Source organism: Levilactobacillus wangkuiensis (assembly GCF_016861605.1).
GTDB lineage: Bacteria > Bacillota > Bacilli > Lactobacillales > Lactobacillaceae > Levilactobacillus > Levilactobacillus wangkuiensis.
Map to the genome: position 1 here is coordinate 84,454 of NZ_BOLM01000005.1, position 17,467 is coordinate 101,920.

The 17,467-nt window shown below is 52.0% G+C and carries 13 protein-coding genes; 12 read left to right on the forward strand and 1 reads right to left on the reverse strand.

The genetic code is table 11. The annotated features are described in order from the left end of the window. Positions 1-4: 4 nt before the first annotated feature. The 9 genes from JUF13_RS05060 (at position 5) to JUF13_RS05100 (ending at position 10,922) form a co-directional block, all read left to right on the forward strand. Entirely contained in the window at positions 5-1,003 is a 999-nt protein-coding gene (locus JUF13_RS05060) for a hypothetical protein (RefSeq protein ID WP_203638158.1), read from the forward strand. Positions 1,004-1,415: 412 nt separating this feature from the next. Next, positions 1,416-2,279 (forward strand): ribosome biogenesis GTPase YlqF, encoded by an 864-nt coding sequence (gene ylqF, locus JUF13_RS05065; protein WP_203638159.1) that lies wholly within the window; start codon positions 1,416-1,418, stop codon positions 2,277-2,279. Beyond that, positions 2,272-3,057, forward strand: coding sequence for a ribonuclease HII (gene rnhB, locus JUF13_RS05070; RefSeq protein ID WP_203638161.1), 786 nt, complete (start codon positions 2,272-2,274; stop codon positions 3,055-3,057). Before ylqF ends, rnhB begins: the two co-directional genes overlap by 8 nt. A gap of 29 nt (positions 3,058-3,086) precedes the next feature. Next, entirely contained in the window at positions 3,087-3,980 is an 894-nt protein-coding gene (gene dprA, locus JUF13_RS05075) for a DNA-processing protein DprA (RefSeq protein WP_203638162.1), read from the forward strand. A gap of 133 nt (positions 3,981-4,113) precedes the next feature. After that, a complete protein-coding gene (gene topA / locus JUF13_RS05080; protein WP_203638164.1) occupies positions 4,114-6,225 on the forward strand; it encodes a type I DNA topoisomerase in 2,112 nt (703 codons plus the stop codon). Positions 6,226-6,959: 734 nt separating this feature from the next. Further along, complete coding sequence (gene xerC / locus JUF13_RS05085) at positions 6,960-7,892, forward strand: tyrosine recombinase XerC (protein WP_203638166.1); 933 nt, start codon at positions 6,960-6,962, stop codon at positions 7,890-7,892. A 19-nt stretch (positions 7,893-7,911) separates the two neighbouring features. Next, positions 7,912-8,454, forward strand: a complete 543-nt coding sequence (hslV, locus tag JUF13_RS05090) for an HslVU peptidase proteolytic subunit (RefSeq protein ID WP_125762638.1) — start codon at positions 7,912-7,914, stop codon at positions 8,452-8,454. 18 nt (positions 8,455-8,472) lie between these two features. Continuing rightward, a complete protein-coding gene (gene hslU / locus JUF13_RS05095) occupies positions 8,473-9,885 on the forward strand; it encodes an ATP-dependent protease ATPase subunit HslU (protein WP_203638168.1) in 1,413 nt (470 codons plus the stop codon). A gap of 161 nt (positions 9,886-10,046) precedes the next feature. Continuing rightward, positions 10,047-10,922, forward strand: a complete 876-nt coding sequence (locus tag JUF13_RS05100) for an aldose 1-epimerase family protein (protein ID WP_203638169.1) — start codon at positions 10,047-10,049, stop codon at positions 10,920-10,922. Between the two features lie 69 nt (positions 10,923-10,991). On the opposite strand, the gene plsY is transcribed toward JUF13_RS05100, so the two are convergent. Continuing rightward, positions 10,992-11,618 carry a glycerol-3-phosphate 1-O-acyltransferase PlsY gene (gene plsY, locus JUF13_RS05105; RefSeq protein WP_203638171.1) on the reverse strand — a complete coding sequence of 209 codons (627 nt, stop codon included), beginning with the start codon at positions 11,616-11,618 and terminating at the stop codon, positions 10,992-10,994. 269 nt (positions 11,619-11,887) lie between these two features. Between plsY and parE the strand changes: the two genes are divergently transcribed. The 3 genes from parE to JUF13_RS05120 all read left to right on the forward strand — a co-directional run bounded on the left by parE (position 11,888) and on the right by JUF13_RS05120 (position 17,434). Continuing rightward, positions 11,888-13,861, forward strand: a complete 1,974-nt coding sequence (parE, locus tag JUF13_RS05110; RefSeq protein WP_125762630.1) for a DNA topoisomerase IV subunit B — start codon at positions 11,888-11,890, stop codon at positions 13,859-13,861. Between the two features lie 26 nt (positions 13,862-13,887). Beyond that, a complete protein-coding gene (gene parC / locus JUF13_RS05115) occupies positions 13,888-16,335 on the forward strand; it encodes a DNA topoisomerase IV subunit A (protein WP_203638173.1) in 2,448 nt (815 codons plus the stop codon). Between the two features lie 139 nt (positions 16,336-16,474). Next, complete coding sequence (locus JUF13_RS05120) at positions 16,475-17,434, forward strand: LysR family transcriptional regulator (RefSeq protein ID WP_125762626.1); 960 nt, start codon at positions 16,475-16,477, stop codon at positions 17,432-17,434. The last annotated feature ends 33 nt before the right edge of the window (positions 17,435-17,467 follow it).

The window sequence follows — 17,467 nt, forward strand, 5'->3', positions numbered from 1 at the left end:
TATTATGAAACTACATAATTTAGTTGTTGGTATTAGCGCTGGTATCGCTCTGGGCTTAGGATTCAGTGCGACAGTTAACACATTTGGAACTACATCCTACGCAGCTAAAGCTACGTATCGCAAGAACGGACACACTTGGTACAAAGCGAAGAACAAGTCATATGATGCAGAAGTCATGCCTGGCGTGTACAAATACAATGCCGATACCGGTAAAAATAATATTCCTAAGAATAAGACTAAACATATAAAGTTGTATACGGTCTCTAACATTCCAGTTTTACCTAGTAATTACAAAAACACGAATGTCCCCATAAGTATTGGTGGTTGGGATTCTCTTGTAAATAGCACAGAGCAGCAGAGTGTTGATTATAAAAAACAACAGAGGAAATTTCCTAAACAACTTCGTGGTCACAACTTCACCTGGTTTAATGTTCAAAAGAATGTCTATCTTCGAGTTAACGGATCTCCTTATGTCTATCCTAAAAAGACAGAGTCACTGGGCACATATAGTGGAACCCTGTACCACGTGTACTATGATGACTACTCAGGTATTGATGTTGTCTTGCCCAATGGTGTAAAACCAACGGATAAGGATGCCGCGCCGTTGTCATTTAGTCTGCCAACTGGAAAGGGACTATCTAAAGCGTCGCGTATTTACTACTTTGGGGGAGAGCTTAATAAAAATGGTATGACCATCAGTAATAACAATCATGGTCGGATTGGTTTTGATTATGATGATTACACTGACGGCCGACCAACTCTTGCAATTCCACATCATCAGAGTAAAAATATCAAGGCTGTTCTTGAAGCAAACGATGCGTATTTAGATCCAATGACGGCTGGAACTTACACCTATAAGTTGAAATATGATACCGACAACTTTCAATCGGATCATCCCGTCAAGTCACTACACCAGACTGTAAAAATTAAAATAAAGGAGGACCCGAAGAGATACACGTTGTCCCAGCAACAGGTTGATAATTTACAACCAAATATTTATTAAAAGGTTGTCTCTTTGAGAATAAAGTACCCCCTCGAATTGGAGTAAATCCAATTCGAGGGCTTTTTAGGCAGGACTGATTAAATTAGTTAGAAGCATCCCCAAGAATTGTCGTGAACATATCCCCAGTTCTTCATTCTGTCTACAAATATCTTTATCTAAAAAACGGCCCATTTCATTATTTTATTTATCGTAAGACACATCCATATCTAAAATTGAGCAGAAAAATGGTAAGATGGGGTAGCTGGTCAAATCGGCATTCTTTTTAGTGACAGATAATTCGCCACGTTCTTTACTAATAAACACTTAATCATAGTGCTCACTAGTAAAGCATTGCCATGTGTTTTAAAACACTTAACTCGATAACTTAATCATTAAAATCAACTATGCTTCACTATCAAAAGGAGAAAATATAATGACTGTAATACAATGGTTCCCCGGCCATATGGCGAAGGCCATTCGGCAAATGGAAGAAAATATTCACCTGGTCGACATCGTGTTTGAGCTCGTCGACGCCCGAATTCCCGCCGCATCCCGGAACCCTGAAGTGGTCCGGATTGCCAAGGACAAGCCACATTTGATCATCATGACCAAGAAAGACCTGGCTGACCCGCAGCAAACGGCGGCCTGGTTAAACTACTACCGTGCCCAGAAACAACCGGCCATCGCCATCGATTCCCGGGCCAACGTGACCCCTAAGCAGATTACCAAGATTGCCGCCAGCATTTTGGCCGACAAGCTCGCTGCCGAAAAGGAAAAGGGCCTGAAGGAACGGCCAATGCGGGCCATGACCGTTGGGGTCCCTAACGTGGGAAAGTCCACGCTGCTCAACCACTTGGTCCAACGCAAGGCCGCCCAAGTCGGCGATACCCCCGGTGTCACTAAGGGCCAACAGTGGTTGCGTTCCAGCAAGCACCTGGAATTACTCGATACCCCGGGAATCCTGTGGCCTAAATTCAAGGACCAGGAAACCGCGCAGAAGTTAGCGTTGACCGGGGCCATCAAGGACAAGCTCTACGCCAGTGATGACGTGGCACTCTTTGCCCTGAACTTCTTCCGCCAATACCACGAAAAGGCCTTACTGGACCGTTACCACTTGGCTGCCAGCGACCTGGAACTCAGTGACGTGGACTTACTGCTCAAGATTACGCAAAAAATCGGCATGCGCGACGACTACGACCGGGCCAGCGAACGGCTGATCCTCGATGCCCGTCGGAAAAAGATTGGCGGCTTCACGCTTGACCGCGCGCCCCAAGCTGGTGATCCTAGCCATGACTAAGCAACCCAGTCTGGCCAGTCTCAAGGCCGAGCTGGCTGATGTAACGACCCCCGACGACCCCCGTTTAGCGTCATTAGCGGCCGATTCACGGAAAGGGGCCCAGTTACTCCTGAAACAGATTCAACGCCGACTAGCGAAGGCTGAGGCCGCTGAGCAGGCCTTTCAACACCGCTTACACTACGAGCGGCCGTTCTGGGAACGGGGCGAACTAGTCGCTGGTATCGATGAGGTCGGGCGGGGGCCCTTAGCCGGACCGGTCGTCACCAGTGCCGTCATCTTGCCCCAGGACTTTGATATTCCGCTGGTCAACGACTCCAAACAGCTGACCCCCAAGGAACGCGAGCGCCTGTACCCCCTGATTTTGGCGCAGGCCGAAGCCGTTAGTATTGGTGTCGGCAGTCCCCAATTGATTGACCAAATCAACATTTATCAGGCCACACGGGTCGCCATGCAGCGGGCCGTGCTCGGTCTTGGGCGGGTACCGCAACAGTTAATCGTGGATGCCATGCAGATTCCGGTGGCCGTTCCCCAGACGCGGCTGATCAAGGGGGACGCCAAGAGTGCCAGTGTGGCCGCGGCTAGTATCGTCGCCAAGGTCTATCGGGACCATTTGATGGCGACCTACGATGTCCTGTATCCGGGCTACGGGTTTGCCAAAAATGCCGGCTATGGCACGGCGGAACACTTGGCTGGTCTGGACGAACGCGGGGTCACCCCCATTCATCGAAAAACTTTTTCGCCCGTACAAAAAATAATTGCGAACCAATCACGGAGTTAACCCTAAAGGGGAAAAGGAGGTTGCTAACCATGCAACTGACACTTCGTGATTTTTTCATGCGCTTACCATTGATTTCGGGCATCGGCCTCAAAACGACAACGACCTGCTGGCGGTGGGTCGAGGCCCAGCCGGAACTGACCACCATAACCGCCGCCACCGTCGCCCGACTGTGCCGCGAAATGGCGATACCGACAGCCAAGGCCGCGCAGCTTCAGCACCAGCTTTTTTCGTCGGCGATTGCCGCGCAGGTGACCACCAACCTGACCCATACCGGCTGTTTGACGATTGTGGACGCTGCATACCCGGACCAGCTTCGTGAGACCTTTGCGCCACCGGTTGCGCTCTACTTCTTGGGTGACGTGCGGTTACTGCAAGCCCCACAGCTAGCGGTCGTCGGCTCGCGGCATCCCAGCCCATACGCCTTAGCAGCCATGCGGTTGTTACTACCAAATGTGGTCCAACACCACATCTGTCTCGTTTCGGGGTTGGCGCAGGGGGTGGACACGCTAGCCCATCAAGCCGCCTTGGCGTACCGGGGCCACACCATTGCCGTGATTGGCACCGGGCTCGATTACTGTTACCCAGCAACCAACCGGGCCTTGATGACGGAGTTGATTCGCAGTCAACTGATTTTCTCCGAGTATCCGTGGGGAACCCCCGGAGCGCGGCACCATTTTCCAGAACGCAATCGCATTATTGCCGGGCTGACGCGCAGTACGCTGGTGGTCGAGGCGGCTCATCATTCGGGGAGTCTGATCACCGCCAATATCGCTCTGCAAGAAAATCGTAATGTTTTGGCAATTCCGGGGGCACTTGACAACCCAAACTCGGTTGGTACCAACGAGTTGATCCTCGCCGGCGCTAAACCAATCTTGAAACCTGAACATATAATAGAAGAAGTTTTAGTTGACAACCTGCCCTAAGTTGAAATAAGATGTGTGGGATTATAGTGAAAAATTTAGCGAACTTTTTGTTCGTCGTAAAAACAAGTCGATAGGAACCGGCAAGCCCGCTAGCTAGGGCCCGGTTGCCTATCAAACGAGGGAGTAATGTGCTTTGCCGACTACATCAAAAGCAAAATCAACGACAAAAAAGCGGCGCAAACCGCAAAAAAAATTAGTCATCGTTGAATCACCTGCGAAGGCTAAGACCATTGAAAAGTATTTAGGCCGGACGTTTAAGGTCATGCCTAGCCTGGGTCACGTGCGCGATCTACCGAAAAGTTCGATGGGGGTCGATACTGAAAATAACTACGATCCGCACTACATTTCTATTCGTGGTAAGGGTGACGTCATCAAAGGTTTACGGGCCGAGGCCAAGAAGGCCAAAGCCGTTTACCTCGCATCTGACCCTGACCGTGAAGGGGAATCCATTGCCTGGCATTTAGCCCACGTCTTGAACTTGGACGTGACCGACAAGAACCGGGTCACCTTTAACGAAATCACCAAAGATGCCGTTAAAGAGGCGTTCAAGACACCGCGGACCATCGACATGAACCTGGTGGACGCCCAACAAGCCCGCCGGATTTTGGACCGGTTGGTGGGGTATTCCATCTCACCACTGCTCTGGAAAAAGGTCAAGAAGGGCCTGAGTGCCGGCCGGGTGCAATCCATTGCATTGTCCCTGATTATCGAACGGGAAAAGGAGATCAAAGCCTTCATCCCCGAAGAGTACTGGACCATCGACGCCGACTTCAAGAAGGCCCGCCACACGTTTGGCGCCAGCTTCTATGGCCTGAACGGCAAGAAGGCTAGCTTGAAGGACAACACCGCCGTTCAAGAAGTCTTGGGCAAGCTCGACAAGACCGGTGACTTTAACATCACCAACGTGGTTCGGAAGGAACGGAAACGCTCACCGCAACCACCATTTACCACCAGTTCCATGCAACAGGATGCCAACCGGAAGCTGAACTTCAGAACCCGGAAGACCATGATGGCCGCCCAACAGCTTTACGAAGGAATCAACCTGGGTAAGGAAGGGACGCAGGGACTCATTACCTATATGCGGACCGACTCCACGCGGATTTCCAGCATCGCCAAGCACGAGGCCTCCACCTTTATTCATGAAAAATACGGGGCCGAATACGCCGCAACGAAACCCATCAAGGGTAAGCTGCCTGAAGGGGCTCAAGACGCCCATGAAGCCATCCGGCCAACCTCTGTGTTCCGGACGCCAGCTAGCCTGAAGGAACGCCTCAACAAGGACCAATTTCGGCTGTACCAATTGATCTGGAACCGCTTCGTGGCCAGTCAAATGACCAATGCCCTCATGGATACCATGGCCGTGACGCTTGAACAAAACGGCGTGACGTTCCGTTCCAACGGGTCCAAGATGAAGTTCGAAGGGTTCTTAAAGATTTACAAGGACAACAAGGAAAAGGATAACCTCCTGCCCGAACTCAGCATCGGTGACCAAGTCAACCTGGCCAAGACGGATCCGGCCCAACACTTTACCCAGCCACCTGCACGTTATTCTGAAGCCAACCTGATCAAGGCGCTGGAAGAAAACGGTGTGGGTCGGCCATCGACCTATGCGCCAACGTTGGACACGATTCAACGCCGGTACTACGTCAAATTGGTCGGTCGGCGGTTTGAACCCACTGAACTGGGTGAAATCGTTGATGGCATCATCAATGAATACTTCCCAGACGTGGTCAACGTCGACTTCACCGCCAACTTGGAACACGAATTGGATGGGATCGAAGAGGGCCAACAGGACTGGGTCAAGGTCATTGACACCTTCTACAAGCCATTCTCGACCGAGGTGGCTCACGCGGAAGACGCCATCGAAAAAATTCAGATCCGTGACGAACCCGCGGGCTTTGACTGTGATATCTGTGGCGCCCCAATGGTCATCAAGATGGGCCGCTACGGCAAGTTCTACGCCTGCTCGCGCTTCCCAGATTGCCGCAACACCAAGCCAATCGTGAAGGAAATCGGTGTGACCTGTCCCGTTTGTCATAAGGGTGAGGTCATCGAACGCAAGTCCAAGAAGAACCGGATTTTCTACGGTTGTTCACGCTACCCCGACTGTGACTTTGTCTCATGGGACAAGCCAGTCGGCCGCGATTGCCCGAAGGATGGTCACTACTTGGTTGCCAAGAAGATTCGTGGCGGCGTGCAAATCGTCTGTCCCAACGGCGACTACGAAGAAGCCCCACAAAAATAAACAGTCCGACCGCCTCCAGAGGATTAAACCGTCTGCCTGTGGGGCAACCTCCTGAAGCCAAAAAGCGGTCTTCAGGAGCAGCTTGAAGCTTTACCCAACCCGTAAATCTTCAAGCACGACCCGTGGACTAAGGCCGGCAAGTACCCGACCTAAGTCCACCGACACAGGGAGACGGTTTATCCTCTTCCGGCTAACGTCAAACTGTTTATTTTGCGAATCTACTTCATGCCTAACTGAAATTTTCATTACTACAGGTTTGTTAGATGTTTTCCACCAAGTTGTGGAGATGTCTTACAAGCCTGTTTGCGTTAACACGATTATCATTTGAATCTGGTGCAGCCTCGTATGGGACACAATGACAACAAAAAACGCAAACCACCGTCTACGGGCTGAACCAGTGTTAGCCGCAGGGAGGGTGAAAATGAGCTTAGCCGTGGGAGTTACCTTAGCGGGTTTCCCGCTTAGGCAACTGCTATCTTTGAGACGTGGTCTTCGGCTCAAAGTAAGCCTGGAGACCGCTTTTTGACTCCAGGCGGCGCCCACAGCGTTCCGGCTCAGTTTTCACCCTCCCGGAGGCGAGTGACCTGGTTCGTCCCCACAGCAGGTGGAACCCCTGAAATCCGGCGGCGGTCAAAACACAACCAAACTAGTCAGCAACGAAAAGCCTGATGAGTTAGTTGTGTTTTTTCGGTGCGTTTGCTAGCATTGAGAACAGGTAGCAGGGAGGTGTTCACGTGGACCAGGCCATCACAGCGTTCTTAACGTATTTACAGGGTGAGCGGCAATATTCACCGGAAACGGTCAAAGCTTACCGCGAAGACCTTGAGGAGTTTACGCAGTTCCTCGCGGACAACGGGGGAACCAAGGCGTGGACGGCGATTGACCAGCTAGACGTCGAGGTTTATCTGAGTGATCTGTACGACCGGCATTATGCCCGGACGACGATCGCCCGGAAGCTCTCCACGCTGCGGTCACTGTACAACTTCTTGATGAGTAACGGGCAGGCCAAGGATGATCCCTTTGCCTACGTCCAGCTCAAGCATCACCAGAATCATTTACCCCGGTTCTTCTACGAACGGGAAATGACCGCGTTGTTTGCGGCCGCGGGGGCCAACCCGAATGAGCAGTTGGCCACTCGTGATTCGGCGTTGCTAGAAGTCCTGTATGGCACCGGCATCCGGGTCAGCGAATGTGTGAACCTAACAGTCCCCGACATTGATTTTGACAACCGGATTATGTTGATTCATGGGAAGGGCAACAAGGAACGCTACGTCCCGTTTGGCCACTACGCCAGTGACGCCCTGCAGCAGTATTTTACCGCCGCTCGGACGCCCATCATGACGCAGCATCAGGAGACGCACGCGTTTGTCTTCATCAATCACCGGGGCCAACAGTTGACTACTGCCGGTGTGACGTACCTGCTGAATCAGATTATCAAACGCAGTACGCTGACCACGGAGATCCATCCCCACATGTTGCGGCACACGTTTGCCACACACCTGTTAAATCGAGGGGCCGACTTGCGGTCGGTTCAAGAGTTATTGGGCCACAGTAGTCTCTCGACCACGCAAATTTACACCCATGTGACCCGCGAGCATTTACAACGCGATTATCGCCAGTTCTTCCCGCGAGCCACCGAAGATAAATCTAAAGAAACCAAGCCATGATAAGGAGATCGATTAAACTATGCCAGTAAAATTTGAAGCCACGACCATCTGTGCCGTTCGGCATAATGGCCACAACGCCATGGCCGGTGACGGGCAAGTCACCATGGGCGAAAAAGTTATCATGAAGGGGACCGCCCACAAGATTCGCCGGATCTACAACAACCAAGTCGTCGTTGGGTTCGCCGGTAGTGTGGCGGACGCCTTCAATTTGGAAGAAAAGTTCGAAGCCCAACTGACCGAATACAGCGGGAACCTCCAACGGGCCGCCGTTGAACTCGCCAAGCAGTGGCGTTCCGACCAAGCGTTACAAAAGTTGGAAGCCTTACTGATTGTCATGGACAAGGACGAAATGTTATTAGTTTCCGGTTCCGGTGAAGTCATCGCCCCTGATGACGACATCCTAGCCATCGGTTCTGGTGGGAACTTTGCCTTAGCCGCAGCCACGGCCTTACACCACCACAACCAGGAAATGAGCGCCAAAGAAATTGCCGAAAGTGCCATCCACATTGCTGGGGGCATCGATATCTTTACCAACGATCACGTTATTTCAGAAGAACTTTAATTGAACGGAGGAACCAAAGTGGACGCCATTAATAAAACGCCTAAAGAAGTTGTCGGCCTATTAGATCAATACGTTATCGGTCAGGACGACGCCAAAAAAGCCATCGCGATTGCCTTGCGTAACCGTTACCGGCGCATGCAGTTAGACGCTGCCATGCAAGAAGAAATTTCACCTAAGAACATGTTGATGATTGGACCGACCGGGGTCGGGAAAACTGAAATTGCCCGCCGGTTAGCTAAAATCGTTCACGCACCGTTTACCAAGGTCGAAGCCAGCAAGTTTACGGAAGTCGGCTACGTTGGGCGTGACGTGGAATCCATGGTCCGCGACCTGGTTGAAGTGTCCGTGACGATGGAAAAGCAAGACCAATTTAAGAATGTGCGTAGCGATGCCATCCAGGCCGCCAACAAGCGCCTGGTCAAGCTGTTAGCACCCGCCAAGCAAAAAGAAAATAAGAACAACAACGACTTTGCGAACATGATGAACATGTTTAGCCAAATGCAAAACGGCCAAACACCAACGGCCCCTAGCGACACGGAAGAAGTCACCGATGACGTGCGCAACGAACGGCTCTCCATTGCCGATCAACTGAACAAGGGCCTGTTAGAAGACCACATGGTTGAAATCGAAATGGACGACCCGCAACAAGCTAACGCGACCGACAACAACATGATGGGCCAAATGGGTATCGACCTGAGCGACACCTTAGGGTCAATCATGCCTAAGAAGCGCATCAAGCGGACAGTCACTGTCGCCGAAGCACGCGAAATCTTGGTCGCCGAAGAATCCGAAAAATTGGTCAACAACGCCGACATCAACCACGATGCCATCAAGCGGGCCGAGAACACCGGGATCATCTTCCTCGATGAAATTGATAAGATTGCCAAGGGCAGTAGCCAAAACAGCGGCGACGTTTCCCGTGAAGGGGTCCAACGCGATATCTTACCAATCGTCGAGGGGACGCAGGTCAAGACCAAGTACGGCACGATCGACACCGACCACATTCTCTTCATCGCGGCCGGGGCCTTCGCGGAATCCAAGCCAAGCGATTTGATTGCTGAACTGCAAGGTCGTTTCCCAATCCGGGTCGAATTAAACGACCTGAGCAAGGCCGACTTTGTCCGGATTCTGACCGAACCGAACAACGCGCTGATCAAGCAATACATCGCCTTGATTGGGACCGATAACGTCAAAGTCACGTTTACCATGGAAGCCATCGAACGCATTGCTGAGCTGGCCTTCGAGTTGAACCATGAGAACCAAAACATCGGGGCTCGGCGATTACAAACCGTTCTGGAAAAACTCCTGGAAGACCTGCTCTACGAAGGACCAGACATGGGTTCGGGCGATGTGACCATCACCGAAAACTACGTCAACGATAAGATTGGGGACATCGTGCAAAACAAGGACCTGTCCCGTTACATTCTCTAAACATGCAAGGACTCAGACGACTGTCTGGGTCTTTTTGTGTCCACCGGAACTGGCAGGGTCCTGTGGCGAAAGCGTTTCCCAAAAAGTAAAATTGGACTAGACAACTAGGCCGATTTGGTCCATGATTAAGGAAAGACAAGTTAGTTGGAGGTTGTACGACAATGCTTACACTCAAAAATGATTTCTTAACGGTTAAGATCAACCCGCTCGGGGCCGAGCTGACTAGCGTGCAGGACAACGAGAGCCACCTGGAATACATGTGGCAGGCGGATAAGACCTACTGGGGTCGCCACGCGCCAATCCTATTCCCCATCGTTGGGCGCCTGCAGGACAATCAGTACCGGCTTGACGGTAAGACCTATCACATGACGCAGCACGGCTTTGCCCGCGACCGCAACTTCACCGTGGTTGAACAGGCTGAGGACCACGTGGTTTTGCGGCTAACGGCCGACGACCGGACCAAGGAACTGTTTCCTTCAGACTTTAGCCTGACCGTGCAGTACACGCTGGTGGCACATCAGTTGAGCTTTGCGGCGACCGTGGACAATCCCGCCGATACGCCGTTAACGTTCTCCCTGGGGGCGCATCCCGGCTTTAACGTGCCGTTGGGCGACCCCACGGCTGATTTCACGGACTACCAGGTCACGGTCTCACCCAAGCAGGTGTACCAACGCGTGCCATTGGTGGGGCCCTACAGCGATACCCAGCACAGTGTTCCCATGGATCTGACGAAACCTATGGCGTTGGATCACGACCTCTTCGACCACGACGCCAAGGTCTTAACGCTCAACAACCACGAGACGACGCTGATGCTAAGCAGTCACGTCAACGACCACGGGGTTGCCTTGACCTTAGCCGCGCCTTACGTGGGCATCTGGTCGCCGTACCCCAAGCAAGCGCCATTCGTCTGCTTCGAGCCCTGGTGGGGCTTAGCCGACGACGTGCAAGCCACTGGTGATTTAGAGACCAAGGTCGCCATTCACCATCTAGCTGCTCACGAAAGTTTCCAAGCCGCTTATCAGATTACTTATTTTTAAACGAAAAAACGGGCTCCCAACGACGATTGTCGGTGAGAGCCCGTTAACTATTTCTAAATAAGTGCTAAATTACTTTTCGGCTTGCCGCTTATGATAGCCGTGACCAAAGGGAACCAGGGATTCCGTCCCGGCCTTGATGCGCTTGATATTCGTCCGGTGCCGGTAGAACACGAAAATCGTTAAGACCAGGGCGATACCTGTCAGATACCAATCCTGAATGCCTAGCGAGATCAGCGTGATCAGGCTAAAGGCAATCATGCTGGCCAGACTGACCATGCTGGTCCAGTAGATCAAGCTGACCCACAAGCCCGCCGCAATCACGAACATAATAGGGTTATAGGCCAGCAGCATCCCCGCTGAGGTGGCCACGGCCTTGCCACCTTTGAAGTGGTCAAAGACAGAAACCGTGTGACCCAGTACGGCAAATAGCCCAAATAATAAGGGCGTGGCTGTTCCCAGGATGGTCGTGACGTGGAACAGGGTAGGGAGTAGCGTGGCCACTGAGCCCTTCGCAATGTCTAACACCATGACCGCGGTGCCGGCGTACGGTCCGAGGACCCGATACGTGTTGGTCGTCCCAATGTTCCCGGACCCCGACTGCCGAATATCCGTCTGGAAAAAGGCCTTGCCGACCCAGACGCCGTTGGGAATGGCCCCCAGCAGGTAGGCCACGATGAGTAAACCAATTAATTTCACAAGTTATTCCTCCGCTCTTTCTTGCAACGGGAGCCGCCATAGCTGGGACTCGCCGCAGATAAGCTGGACTATATTTTAGCATGTTTTCACGAGAACGCCAATTATCTCGAGAAGTCTAGCCAGATTTTGGCTTCCTGTGGTATGATTATGAAGTTACTGGATACCTACCCGTGGGCGTTTGACCAGTTTATTTGAACATACGTTCGTATTAGAGTAAAATGTAGGTATGCCATTTTTTAGACAAAAGTAAAAGTAAAGGGGATTTACGCATGGCGAAAGCAAAAGCAAAATATGACGATTCCTCCATCCAAGTGTTGGAGGGGTTGGAAGCTGTTCGTAAACGTCCTGGTATGTATATCGGGTCAACCGACGGCCGTGGCTTACACCACTTGGTCTACGAAATCGTAGATAACGCCGTCGATGAAGCGTTGGCTGGTTACGGTAAGGAAATTAACGTGACGATTCACCAGGATAACAGCATTACCGTCGTCGATCACGGCCGGGGTATGCCCGTGGGTATGCACGCGTCCGGGATTCCAACGCCAGAAGTTATTCTGACCGTCCTACATGCCGGGGGTAAATTCGGCCAAGGCGGTTACAAGACGTCCGGTGGGCTGCATGGGGTCGGGGCATCCGTTGTGAACGCCCTCTCCAGTGCGCTCACGGTCACCATTGTCCGTGATGGCGTGCGTTACCAAGAAAAATTTGCTAAGGGGGGCCATCCACAAGGCACCCTGAAGAAACTCGGCAACACACGTGCCCACAACGGGACCACGATTGATTTCAAACCAGACAAAGAGATTTTCACCACGACCGTTTATAACTTCGGGACCCTGTCCGAGCGGCTCCGAGAATCCGCGTTCCTGCTCAAGGGCGTCAAGATTACTCTGACCGACGAACGCGAAGGCCAAGAACGCGCCGAAGAATACCATTTTGAAGACGGTATCAAGGAGTTTGTGGGTTACCTTAACGAAGACAAGGACACCCTGGGCGACGTCATGTACTTTGACGGCAAGAAGGATGGCATTGAAGTCGAGGTCGCCGCGCAATACAACGACGGCTACACGGAAAACCTGTTGTCATTCGTCAACAACGTCCGGACCAAGGATGGGGGAACCCACGAAGCTGGTATGCGCAGTGGCTGGACCAAGGCCTTTAACGAATACGCCCGGAAGACCGGCCTCTTAAAGGACCGCGACAAGAACCTGGAAGGAACCGACGTCCGTGAAGGGCTGTCCGCCGTAATTTCCTTACGCGTGCCCGAAAACCTGCTACAATTTGAAGGCCAAACGAAGGAAAAACTGGGGACCCCCGAAGCCCGGACCATCGTGGACAGCGTCATCAGTGAGCAGCTGGGCTACTACCTGATGGAAAACGGGGACTTTGGAAAGATGTTGATCAAGAAGTCGACCCAGGCCCGTTCCGCCAGAGAAGCCGCCCGGAAGGCCCGTGACGAGAGTCGTAATGGCAAGCGTCACAAGAAACACGAGCGCCTGTTATCTGGGAAGCTCACCCCCGCGCAATCCAAGAACGCCGCCAAGAACGAACTGTTCCTGGTCGAAGGGGATTCCGCCGGTGGATCTGCTAAGCAGGGCCGTAACCGCAAGTTCCAAGCCATTCTGCCTTTACGGGGGAAGGTCTTGAACACGGAAAAGGCCAAGCTACCAGACATCATGAAGAACGAAGAAATCAGTACCATGATCTACACCATTGGTGCTGGGGTCGGCACTGAATTTAACATCGAAGACGCCAACTACGACAAGATCATTATCATGACCGATGCCGATGATGATGGCGCCCATATCCAGATTCTACTGTTGACGTTCTTTTACAAGTACATGCGGCCCATGATTGATGCCGGCCGGGTCTACATTGCCCTGCCACCGTTGTACCAAATCAAGACGACCGGTAAGAAGCCGACCATCGATTACGCCTGGACCAACGATGAACTGAATGGTAAGACCAAGAAAATTGCCAACCACGGCTACCACCTCCAGCGGTTCAAAGGGTTAGGGGAAATGGACGCGGAACAACTGTGGGCCACGACCATGGATCCTGACAACCGGACGCTGATTCGCGTTCAAATCGACGATGCCGCGTTGGCTGAACGCCGTGTCACCACGCTAATGGGGGACAAAGTCGAACCCCGCCGGAAGTGGATTGAAAGCAATGTCCAATTTACATTGGAAGAAGACGACACTAGCCTATTGGAAAACGATAAAGCTTCCAAGTCTGACGACTAGCGAACCGGCGAAAGGAGTAAACATCTGTGAGTGAAGGACAAAAAATTCAAGAACTAACCTTGGAAGAAGTTATGGGCGACCGCTTTGGTCGTTACTCCAAGTCAATCATTCAGGAACGGGCGTTACCCGACATTCGTGACGGGTTAAAGCCGGTTCAACGCCGCATTTTATTCTCGATGAATAAGGACGGCAACACCTACGAAAAGGGCTTTCGGAAGTCCGCGAAATCTGTCGGAAATGTCATGGGTAATTTTCACCCCCATGGTGACAGCTCCATTTACGAAGCGCTGACCCGGATGAGTCAGGACTGGAAGGTCCGCGAACCCCTGGTTGAAATGCACGGGAACAACGGGTCCATGGACGGGGACCCGGCCGCTGCCATGCGGTATACCGAAGCCCGGTTAAGCAAATTAGCCGGTGAAATGTTGCGGGATATCGATAAAGACACGGTCGACATGGTGTTGAACTTTGATGATACCGAGTACGAACCAACCGTGTTGCCCGCCCGAATTCCTAATTTGTTAGTCAACGGCTCCACCGGGATCTCTGCCGGTTATGCCACGGAGATTCCACCGCACAACTTGGGCGAGGTCGTGGATGCCCTGATCTACCTTCTCAGCCATCCCAAGGCCAAACTGGAAGAACTGATGACCTTTGTTCAAGGCCCCGATTTTCCAACTGGGGGGATCATTCAAGGGAAAGATGGTATCGTTAAGGCGTATGAAACGGGACGCGGTCGCGTTGTGGTTCGGTCTAAAACGGCCATTGAGCCTCTGCGTGGGAACAAGAACCAGATCACGGTCACCGAGATTCCTTACGAAGTCAACAAGGCCCAATTGGTCAAGAAGATTGATGAAATCCGCTTGAACAAGAAGGTTGAAGGCCTGGCCGAAGTCCGGGACGAAACCGACCGAGACGGCCTGCGGATCGCCATCGAGCTTAAGCGTGACGCCGATGCGCAAGGGGTCCTGAACTACCTGTTCAAGAACACCGAGTTACAAATCACCTACAACTTTAACATGGTGGCCATCAACCACATGCGCCCAGAGCACGTGGGCCTTAAGACCATTTTGACAGCGTACCTGGAGCACCAACGCGACGTCATTACGCGACGGACCCAGTACAATCTGACTAAGGCCCAGGACCGGCAACACATCGTGATTGGGCTGATCAAGGCCTTGTCGATCTTGGACCAAGTCATCAAGACGATTCGGGCCAGCAAAGACCGGCGTGACGCGCGTGACAACTTAGTTTCGGCCTATGATTTCTCTGAAAAACAAGCCGACGCTATCGTGGCCTTACAGTTGTACCGGTTAACCAATACCGACGTGACTCAGTTAGAAGCCGAATCAGCCAAACTGAGTGCCGCCATCGAAGAGTATCACCAGATTTTGGCAGAACCTAAGACATTAAACGCCGTGCTCCGCAAAGAGCTCAAGGCCATTGCCAAGGAATATCGGAACCCTCGGCGGACTGAGATTCAAGACCAAATTGAGGACTTGAAGATCAAGACCACGGTCACGGTTGCCGATGAAGAGGTTGTGGTGCTGGTCAGTCATGACGGCTACTTAAAGCGGTCTGGCGTCCGGTCATACACGGCCTCCGATCCTGCCGATAATGGGCTGAAGGACGAAGATTACCCAATTTTCTTAGAAAAACTCAGCACGTTGAATCACCTGATGATGTTTACCAGCAAGGGGAACCTCATCTACCGGCCCGTCCACGAAATCAGTGATGTGAAGTGGAAGGAGACCGGGGAACACATTTCGCAAACGATTGGGCTCGCTCCCGACGAAGAAATCGTGGCCACCTTTGCCTTTAAGACGCTGAAGGAACCCGGGCGCTTCCTGATTGCCACCAGCGATGGCTACATCAAGCAAACGGCCTTCACCGACCTGACACCTGGTCGGACCTACAAGAGTCGGGCCGCCACCTATGAGAAGCTCAAGACGCCTGATTCACGGGTCGTGGCGGTCAAGTACCTCACGGAACCCATCGAACAAGGCATCATGCTGGTTTCTAAGAACGGTTACGCCTTGCGCTACGCCATTGATGAGGTTTCTGTCAACGGGGCCCGCACGACCGGGGTCAGGTCCATGGACCTGCGTGATGACGACGAGGTCGTTAACCTGGCCCTGGTCACCGACAGTGATACCATTGCCATGGTCACGACTCGCGGGGCTTTCAAACGCTTAGCCATGAAGGAAATCTCCGTGACTAGCCGGGCTCGTCGAGGTGTCATCGTCTTACGAGAACTGAAACGTGATCCGCACCAAATCGTCGACTTCATGACGATTCCTAGCGGTAATCCCGCCCTGGAAATCATTACGAGTCGTGAGCGGACCCACGACGTCATGCCCACGGATCATCCGCTGAGTGGCCGTTACTCCAACGGGTCATTCGTGGTCGACACGGACGTTGAGGGCCAACCGGTTCGGTTACGGGTTAAACCAACCGAGTTAGTTCTTGATTAGAATTCAAGGATAGTCGGGGATTTGCGAGGAGAAATCGTTGCGCTTTTTCTGGAAACGGCCTATTATATAGATTAATAGTAACCATTAGGTTGACCTGGTACGATTGTGGTGCGAGGCCGATCATAAGGAGAAAAAACGGATGAAGACGAAACAGGAAAGTATCTTTTCTTCTAAAACCTTAACGTATTTCTTACAGCTGGCAGAAACCATGAATTACACGCAGGCCGCCCAGATTTTGGGCATCACGCAACCCGCCTTGACCCAGCAGATCAAGAAGCTGGAACGCACGGTGGGCGCACCCTTATTCTATTCGGTCGGCAAAAAATTGCGGTTGTCTGATGCGGGTTATACCATGTTAGACGCCACCCACAAGATTTATGGAATCTTAAACACGGCTACGGACGAGATTCAACAGTCCACGAGTGCGACTCAGGGGGAAATCAACATTGGTTTGTTGGCTTCCATGGAAGACGCTGTCTTTGAAGACTTCGCGATTTTATCGTACCAGAACAATCCCGACCTCAAAATTTCCTTCCACATGTTAACCCGGAAGGAAATTTGGGAACGCCTTGAAAACAACAAGATTGACCTGGCCATCATGTACCTGCCAGATGATTCAATCAAGAACTGGAAGCCTTACGAATCCAAGAAGATTATCTCGGATGACTTACTGTTCATTCACCATGATGAACAGCTGGCTAAGAAGCGGCGGATCAAGTTTAAAGACACGACCGCTGACGTTTGGGCGATGTATCCGGACGGGTACTACCTGAACCAAGCGCTGCATGAAGCCTACAAGAACCAGCTGGCTGATTTTCCCAAGAGCGTTGCGAACTTCACGACGCCAACCCAGCTCTTGCATTTCTCCATGCAGACGCAGGCGTCAACGGCCTTGCCAAATTCCTTTATGATTGGCCAAGAAGAGTTGCCCAACACTTGGACGGCACACTTCGACCCCAACATTCGCTTCGACTTAGCCTTTGTCTTCCGCAAGGGTAAGGCAGAAATTCCGCGAATCAGCCATTTCTTGGCGCAGTTCGACCGGTACTTGCATACGGACGACTACATTTCGCGGCTTAAACAACTTCGGAACCAATAAATTTAAAACTAATTTGCTAAAGGAGTTTTATCT

Excerpts from the sequence above, each read along its gene's own strand:
- hslV (WP_125762638.1), top strand. The coding sequence starts at position 7,912 with ATGCCAGTAAAATTTGAAGCCACGACCATCTGTGCCGTTCGGCATAAT.
- dprA (WP_203638162.1), top strand. The coding sequence starts at position 3,087 with ATGCAACTGACACTTCGTGATTTTTTCATGCGCTTACCATTGATTTCG.
- parE (WP_125762630.1), top strand. The coding sequence starts at position 11,888 with ATGGCGAAAGCAAAAGCAAAATATGACGATTCCTCCATCCAAGTGTTG.
- rnhB (WP_203638161.1), top strand. The coding sequence starts at position 2,272 with ATGACTAAGCAACCCAGTCTGGCCAGTCTCAAGGCCGAGCTGGCTGAT.
- ylqF (WP_203638159.1), top strand. The coding sequence starts at position 1,416 with ATGACTGTAATACAATGGTTCCCCGGCCATATGGCGAAGGCCATTCGG.
- JUF13_RS05100 (WP_203638169.1), top strand. The coding sequence starts at position 10,047 with ATGCTTACACTCAAAAATGATTTCTTAACGGTTAAGATCAACCCGCTC.
- JUF13_RS05060 (WP_203638158.1), top strand. The coding sequence starts at position 5 with ATGAAACTACATAATTTAGTTGTTGGTATTAGCGCTGGTATCGCTCTG.
- JUF13_RS05120 (WP_125762626.1), top strand. The coding sequence starts at position 16,475 with ATGAAGACGAAACAGGAAAGTATCTTTTCTTCTAAAACCTTAACGTAT.